Raw genomic sequence first — 7,164 nt, forward strand, 5'->3', positions numbered from 1 at the left:
GCCATCCCGACGGAACAGATCCTGCCCGGCGAGCGAAGCGGCTGAGACGGCGCGGGGGCGGGCGCTTCGGCCGACGGCCCCGCCCCGCGCGCCGGGTGGCACGCGGGGCGGGGGGCGCGGGGCGGGGCCGCCGTGCGGGGGCGTCCTCAGATCACGCCCTGGGCGGTCATCGCCCGCGCCACCCGCAGGAACCCCGCCACGTTGGCGCCGAGTACGTAGTCCTCGGCGTTGCCGCCGTACGCCTCCGCCGTGGCCCGGCACTCGGCGTGGACACCGCGCATGACCGCGGCGAGCCGGGTCTCGGTCTCCTCGAAGGTCCAACTGTCGCGGGCCGCGTTCTGCTGCATCTCGAGGGCCGAGGTCGCCACGCCGCCGGCGTTGGCCGCCTTGCCGGGGCCGAAGAGGACACCTGCCTCCCGGAAGACCTTCACCGCCTCGGGCGTGCAGGGCATGTTCGCGCCCTCGGCGACCGCGAGGATCCCGTGCTTGACCAGGGCCACGGCGTCGTCGAGGCCCAGTTCGTTCTGGGTCGCGCAGGGCAGGGCGATGTCGCACGGGACGTCGTACACCGTGCCACGGGCGGAGAAGCGCGCGGTCGGCTTCGCCTCCGCGTAGGCGGAGATCCGGGCCCGCCGCACCTCCTTGACGTCCTTGAGCAGGTCGAGGTCGATGCCGTCCTCGTCGACGAGGTACCCGGAGGAGTCGCTGCAGGCCACGACGCGGCCGCCGAGGGCGTGCACCTTCTCCGCGGCGTACACGGCCACGTTGCCGGAGCCGGAGACCACGACCCGCCGTCCGTCGAAGTCCTGGCCGCGGGTGGCGAGCATCTCCTCCGCGAAGTAGACCGCGCCGTAGCCCGTGGCCTCGGTACGGACGTGGGAGCCGCCCCAGCCCACCGGCTTGCCGGTGAGGACGCCGGACTCGTAACGGTTGGTGATCCGCTTGTACTGCCCGAAGAGGAAACCGATCTCGCGCGCCCCGACGCCGATGTCCCCGGCCGGCACGTCCGTGTGCTCACCGAGGTGACGGTAGAGCTCGGTCATGAAGGACTGACAGAAGCGCATGACCTCGGCGTCCGAGCGGCCCTTGGGGTCGAAGTCGGCGCCGCCCTTGCCGCCGCCGATCGCCATGCCCGTCAGCGCGTTCTTGAAGATCTGCTCGAAACCGAGGAACTTCACGATGCCGAGATTGACGCTCGGGTGGAACCGCAGCCCGCCCTTGTACGGGCCGAGGGCGCTGTTGAACTCCACCCGGAATCCTCGGTTCACCCGCACGGTGCCGTGGTCGTCCACCCACGGAACCCGGAAGAGCAACTGCCGTTCGGGCTCGCACAGTCGCTCCAGAATCCCGGTCTCGGCGTACTCGGGGTGCCGTTCGAGGGCGGGCGCGAGGGAGTCGAGGACCTCGGCGGCCGCCTGGTGGAACTCCGCCTCCCCGGGGTTGCGTCGGCGGACCTCCGTGTAGACGGCTTCCATGTGTGCGCTGACGTTCATGGGTGTCTCTCGCCTTCATCCTCATCGAAAGTGCCGTTGCGTGCGGGCGACGTCACGCCATTGTTGCCCGGCCCTCACACCGCGCCGCCACCGAGGCGGTCTCCGAGCCGGTCGGCCGCCCACACCGCGCGGTACCGGCGCCCTGAGGAGCGGCTGAAGAGCGAGGGGGCAACGCCGGTCACCGGGCCCGCCGCGCCGTGACGAGGTCGTGTGTCTTCGCCTTCGCCTTCGTCTTCGTCTACAACACGGTCGCGGTGGCGAGCCCGGTGGCCGCCCTCGACGCCTGGAAAAGCCCTAACGCCCCTCGGTGTCGACGTCGTTGTCGATCCATTCGGTCCAGCCCAACGGGTAGGCGTACGCGGGCCGGGCGAGGTTGCCGCTGGTACGGAACGGGCGGCCGTCGTCGTCGACGCGGAGCGTGCCGTGCGCCTCGCCGCTGGACCAGACGAGTTCCAGGTACCAGCTGACGTCGTGCGCCTGGGCGCGCGCGGCCACGTTGAAGATCACGGGGTCGGACTCGCTCGTCTTGTACGAGAACGTCCGCTGCCCGCCCACGGGGACGGCGGCCGGCCGGCCGGCGTCGAGATCGACGGCGAAGGCCTTCGTCGACACCTCGCCGCCACAGCCGACACCCATCACGTAGTCGTTCCAGGCCAGGGGCGCCTTCTTGCTCACGACCCGCACATGAAGGGCCTCCAGGACGACCGTCCGCTTCCCGGTGCCCTGCACCGTCAGCCGCAGCAGCTGGTCCCCGCCCGGCACCGCGTCGAGCGCGGCGATCCAGCCCGGCGCGTCCTGCTCCGTGGGCGGCGGCGGGACCTGCTCGGGCCCACGGTCGATCAGGTAGTGCTGGCTGCAGGGCCCTTCCCAGGTGTGGGGCGCGGTCACGACGGTCGGCGCGAACGCCGTCCCCGTCGGCTTGCCGCCGGAGGACCCGGACCGCCCCGGTGCTCCGGAGGAAACGGCCGCGTCGCCCGCCCGCCGTTCCTTCTCCGGTCCGTCCCCGCCCGAGATGTTCATGACGAGCGCGACCGCCACGGCGGCGGCGACCGCGGTGGTGCCGACGACCACGGCGGTACGCCGGAGCCGCCCGCGCTCCGGAGGGGACGGGGCCGCCACCGCGGGCGGCGCCCCGGTCACGGCTGCTCCGTCCGCCGGGGCCGGCTCCGTCGACGAAGTCTCGGGCGCCGGTTCGACCGGCACCTCGGACAGCACCTCGGCCGTCGGCTCCGTCGCGACATCCAGAGTCGGGGCCGGATCCGGGTCCGGGGCCACAGCCCGGTCCACCGGGACGGCCGGGGCCTTCCGCCCGCGCGACACGTCCGCCCGCACCCACAGCCGGTGCAGCTCGACGAGTTCGTCGGGGGTCGCCCGGCACAGCCGCGCGAGCCGCTCCACGGGCGCGTAGTCCACCGGTACGGCGTCCCCGTTGACGTACCGGTGCAGGGTCGAGGCGCTCATGTGCAGACGCTTGCCGAGCGTGCCGTAGCTGAGCCCCGAGCGCTCCTTGAGCTGCCCCAACAGCGCCGCGAACTCGTCCCCCGCCACCGTTCCACCCTCTTCCGGCATTCGTCCCCACGTCCCCAGGTGGAGACATCAGTGCAGGTCAGAGCCTTGATTTCATTCCAGCGTCCCGTACCACCCGGTAGGAGCGGCAGCTGGAACGGATCTTGTCACACGCTGTGGTCGGCGAGGCAAGGCCGCCACGGGGAACCGGCGGCCGTCGCCGCACAACGACCGGTTTCCGATCCCGTACCCAAGGGGGACTCCCATGTCCGGACGCACCACCCGCACCCGCCTTCTCGCCGCCACGACGCTCGCCGTCGCCGCGCTCTCGCTCACCGCCTGCGGCACCGGCGCCGCGCAGGACGAAGGCGCCGCCACGACGTCGCTCGCCCCCACCGCCTCGGCCACGCAGCCGGCCGAGACCCCGACGCCGACCCCCTCGGGCGCCGCGACGACGAACCCCCAGGGCGGTTCGTCCGGCAGGACCGCGGGCTCCACGAGCGGCTCGACGGCCGGATCGACCGGCGGCTCGACGAACGGCGGCTCGACGGGCGGATCGAAGAACGGCGGTACGACCACGGGCACCGCCACCGGCGGGGAGTCCGGCGGCGCCACCTCCGCCGGAAGCAGCGGCTCCGGCGGCAACAGCGGGACGAGCGCCTCGACCTCCGGCGGCAGCGACGACACGAGCGGGCCCTCGCGGAACAAGCAGTGCGGCGCGGGCAACACCAGGACCACCGCCACCCCGGTCGCCCGCCCGCTCAACCACATGCTGCTCACCGTCACCAACACCGGCTCCGGCCTCTGCGACCTCCTCGGCTACCCGGTCGCCCGCTTCGGCGAGGCCCAGGCCGTCCCGCCGGTCATCGAGTCGACCCACCCGCAGGCGGTCGTGACCCTCGCCCCGGGTGAGTCCGGTTACGCGGGCGTGATCCTCTCCGCCGCCGACGGCAGCGGACAGCACGGCTACACGACGACGAGCCTCACGGTCGGCTTCACCGACGGCACCACCTCCCGCCCCCGGCTCGCAGGCAAGGGTGTGTACGTCGACAGCTCGCTGCGTGTGACGTACTGGCAGAGCTCCATGGGCGACGCCCTCAGCTGACCGGCTCCGTATCCGGCCCGGCCGTCCGTCCCCACCCGCCGGTCGGGCGTGCGGCCCTCAGCCGCGCCGGCGGGTGTTGAGCCGGGCGGCCTGGCGGGTCAGGTAGTCGCGTTCGGGGAGGTTGGGGGCCTCCCGGGCCGCGTCGGCGTACAGCCGTGCCGCCGTCGCCAGATCCCCGGCCCGCTCATGGAGGTACGCCGCCGCCGCGGTGGCGCGGGGCAGCCGGCGGCCATGGCCCCCGGCGGCCGGGCCCGGGGAGGAGCCGGTCAGATCCGCGAGCGCCGCGAGCCCGGCGCGCGGTCCGTCGGCCTCGCCGACGGCCACGGCACGGTTGAGCCGGACGACGGGGCTGTCGGTGAGCCGTGCGAGCTCGTCGTACCACTCGACGATCTGCACCCAGTCGGTCTCCTCCGCGGTGGGCGCGTCGGCGTGGAGCGCGGCGACGGCGGCTTGCGCCTGGTACTCGCCGAGCCGGTCCCGGGCGAGGGCCGCCTGCAGGATCTCGACGCCCTCGGCGATCAGCTCGGTGTCCCAGCGGCCCCGGTCCTGCTCGGCGAGCGGCACCAGGCTGCCGTCGGGTGCGGTACGGCCGGCCCGCCGGGCGTGGTGGAGCAGCATGAGGGCGAGCAGCCCGGCCACCTCGGGGTGGTCGATCACGGCCGCGAGCCGCCGGGTGAGCCGGATGGCCTCGGCGGCGAGGTCGACGTCGCCGGAGTAGCCCTCGTTGAAGACCAGGTAGAGGACGCGCAGCACGGTGGCCACATCGCCCGGCCGGTCGAACCGCACCCCCGAGACGGTGCGCTTGGCGCGGCTGATGCGCTGCGCCATGGTCGCCTCGGGCACCAGATAGGCCTGCGCGATCTGGCGGGTAGTGAGCCCGCCGACGGCGCGCAGCGTGAGCGCGACCGCGGAGGACGGCGTCAGCGAGGGGTGGGCGCAGAGGAAGTAGAGCTGGAGGGTGTCGTCCACCGCGGGCGCGGGCCCGGGCCGCGGCTCCTCCTCGACGAGGCCCTCGCGCCGCCGCCGGGCGGTGTCCGCCCGCGTGGCGTCGAGGAACTTCCGCCAGGCCACGGTGACGAGCCAGCCCTTCGGGTCCCGGGGCGGGTCCTCCGGCCAGCCACGGACGGCCTCGACCAGGGCGTCCTGCACGGCGTCCTCGGCCGCCGCGAAGTCGGCTCCGCGGCGGACGAGGATGCCGAGCACGCCCGGCGTGAGGCTCCTGAGCAGGGCCTCGTCCACGGGAGAGCTCATCACTCCGTGATGGTGGGAGCCGTGGACAGGAACGGGCGCAGTTCGAGCCACTCGTGGATCGGCTCGCCGCCCGCGCCCGGCGCCGCCGACAGTTCACCGGCCAGTTCGAGCGCCCGCTCGTAGGTGTCGACGTCGATCTCCATCCAGCCGGCGATGACGTCCTTCGTCTCGGCGAACGGCCCGTCGGTGACCGGCGGCCGCCCCTCACCGTCGTACCGGACGAAGGTGCCCTCCGGTGAGAGCGCGTGGCTGTCGACGTACTCGCCGGTCTCCTTGAGGCGCTCCGCGAAGTCGTCCATGTACGTCACGTGCGCCGAGATCTCCTCCGGCGTCCACTGGTCCATGGGGACGTCGTTCACCGCGGCGGGAGCGCCTCGGTAGTGCTTCAGCAGCAGGTACTTGGCCATGGCGGTTCGTCTCCTCGGTACCGGTGCGGCCCATTGTGGTCGCTTCCGCCCCGGGGACGGAGCCGACCGCGGGTTCTCGACATGGGCGCCCGGACTTCTTTCGCCCTCCCGGCCGAGCCGGATTCCCCGGGAGGCCCCGCCGGGTCGGCGACGCGGACCGGGCCGCCGTGGACACGCCCTCGCGCCGTCCGCCGCGCGTCGCGCGACCGCCCCGGTTCTGTGATCACCATCACTCTGTGGAGAGGCGGACCGTGTCAACCGGACGCCTGGCGCCAGGCGTATGCGTGGTGAAGCGAAAGATCCGGGAGTGAGTGTTGACCGTTGAGGAGTTCGAGGCGTTCTACGAGCAGGCGGTCGCGCGACTCACAGGGCAGCTGTACGTGATGCTGGGCGATCTGCACGAGGCTCAGGACGTCGTACAGGAAGCGTTCGTCAAGGGGTGGAGCCGGCGACGCCAGCTCGATCGCGACGGACAGCCGGAGGCGTGGATCCGCACGGTCGCCTGGCGCCTGGCGGTGAGTCGTTGGCGTTTCCGCAGGCGCACGTCCGACGCCTGGGACCGCGCGGGCGCTCCACCGCCCGTCGAGGGCCCCGGCCCGGAGTACGTGGTGCTCATCGACGCGCTGCGCGGCCTGCCCGCCCAGCAGCGCCGCACGGTGACCCTGCACTACCTGTGCGACCTGAGCGTCGAACAGATCGCCGGCGAGACCGGACAGTCCGCCAGCACCGTCAAGACGCACCTGGTCCGTGGCCGGGTCGCCCTCGCCGATCGTCTGCAGCCCCGGAACGTTGAGGAGGACCCCGGTGCTTGACCCCCAGGACGCCCAGGACCCCCGGGACCCGCTGCGCGAGATGTTCCGGCAGGCCGCCGCCTCCGGTACGGCCCGCGCCCGCGCCGTACCGGTCGCGCGCATCGCCGAGCGCGCCAGGCGCGCGCACCGGCGTCGCGTCGCCGTCGCCGCGGGGGCCGCGTGTCTGATCCTCGCCGGTGGCGGGGTGACCGCGGCGGCTCTCCTGTCCGACGCGCCGACTCCCGTCGTACCGGCGGTCAGCCCCTCACCCGTCGCACCGTCTCCCGGGGAGACCACCGGCCCGCCGCCGAGCAGTTCGACCACACCGGGCACACCCACCCAGGAGGGCCCCGCCGGCGATCCGTCGGCGACGACGACGCAGCCTTCGGGACGGGTGACGACGTCGCCGCCCTGAGCACGGCACGGTCCGACCGCTGAACCGGCCCGGACCGCCGAACCGGCAACCACTGAACCGCCCGGACCACTGAAGCGCCCGGACAGCCGAGCCGGCCGAACCGCACGGACCACCGAGCCGGCCGAACCGGCCGATCCGCGCCCCTGACGCCCCCGGGCGGGCCCCTGGCCGACCCGGCCCGCCCGGGGGCGTCAGG

The 7,164-nt window shown here is 73.7% G+C and carries 7 protein-coding genes; 3 read left to right on the forward strand and 4 right to left on the reverse strand.

Features of this window, described 5'->3' with window-relative positions; translation table 11 throughout:
* Positions 1 to 146: 146 nt before the first annotated feature.
* Positions 147 to 1,493 (reverse strand): NADP-specific glutamate dehydrogenase, encoded by a 1,347-nt coding sequence (gdhA, locus tag AOK00_RS27810; RefSeq protein ID WP_055603003.1) that lies wholly within the window; start codon positions 1,491 to 1,493, stop codon positions 147 to 149.
* Positions 1,494 to 1,787: 294 nt separating this feature from the next.
* Positions 1,788 to 3,041 (reverse strand): transcriptional regulator, encoded by a 1,254-nt coding sequence (locus tag AOK00_RS27815; protein ID WP_055603004.1) that lies wholly within the window; start codon positions 3,039 to 3,041, stop codon positions 1,788 to 1,790.
* 223 nt (positions 3,042 to 3,264) lie between these two features.
* Here AOK00_RS27815 and AOK00_RS27820 point away from each other — a divergent pair, with 223 nt between their 5' ends.
* A complete protein-coding gene (locus AOK00_RS27820) occupies positions 3,265 to 4,104 on the forward strand; it encodes a DUF4232 domain-containing protein (protein WP_055603005.1) in 840 nt (279 codons plus the stop codon).
* A 57-nt stretch (positions 4,105 to 4,161) separates the two neighbouring features.
* On the opposite strand, the gene AOK00_RS27825 is transcribed toward AOK00_RS27820, so the two are convergent.
* Together AOK00_RS27825 and AOK00_RS27830 are read right to left on the reverse strand one after the other, a co-directional pair.
* Positions 4,162 to 5,343 carry an RNA polymerase sigma factor gene (locus AOK00_RS27825; RefSeq protein WP_055603006.1) on the reverse strand — a complete coding sequence of 394 codons (1,182 nt, stop codon included), beginning with the start codon at positions 5,341 to 5,343 and terminating at the stop codon, positions 4,162 to 4,164.
* Between the two features lie 11 nt (positions 5,344 to 5,354).
* Positions 5,355 to 5,762, reverse strand: a complete 408-nt coding sequence (locus AOK00_RS27830) for a YciI family protein (RefSeq protein WP_055603007.1) — start codon at positions 5,760 to 5,762, stop codon at positions 5,355 to 5,357.
* A 314-nt stretch (positions 5,763 to 6,076) separates the two neighbouring features.
* Between AOK00_RS27830 and AOK00_RS27835 the strand changes: the two genes are divergently transcribed.
* Both AOK00_RS27835 and AOK00_RS27840 read left to right on the forward strand, forming a co-directional pair.
* Positions 6,077 to 6,574, forward strand: coding sequence for a SigE family RNA polymerase sigma factor (locus AOK00_RS27835; protein WP_055603008.1), 498 nt, complete (start codon positions 6,077 to 6,079; stop codon positions 6,572 to 6,574).
* Entirely contained in the window at positions 6,567 to 6,968 is a 402-nt protein-coding gene (locus tag AOK00_RS27840; protein WP_055603009.1) for a hypothetical protein, read from the forward strand. Before AOK00_RS27835 ends, AOK00_RS27840 begins: the two co-directional genes overlap by 8 nt.
* Positions 6,969 to 7,164 lie beyond the last annotated feature (196 nt).

Origin of the sequence: Streptomyces aureus, assembly GCF_001418135.1 — a bacterium.
Classification (GTDB): Bacteria; Actinomycetota; Actinomycetes; order Streptomycetales; family Streptomycetaceae; genus Streptomyces; species Streptomyces aureus_A.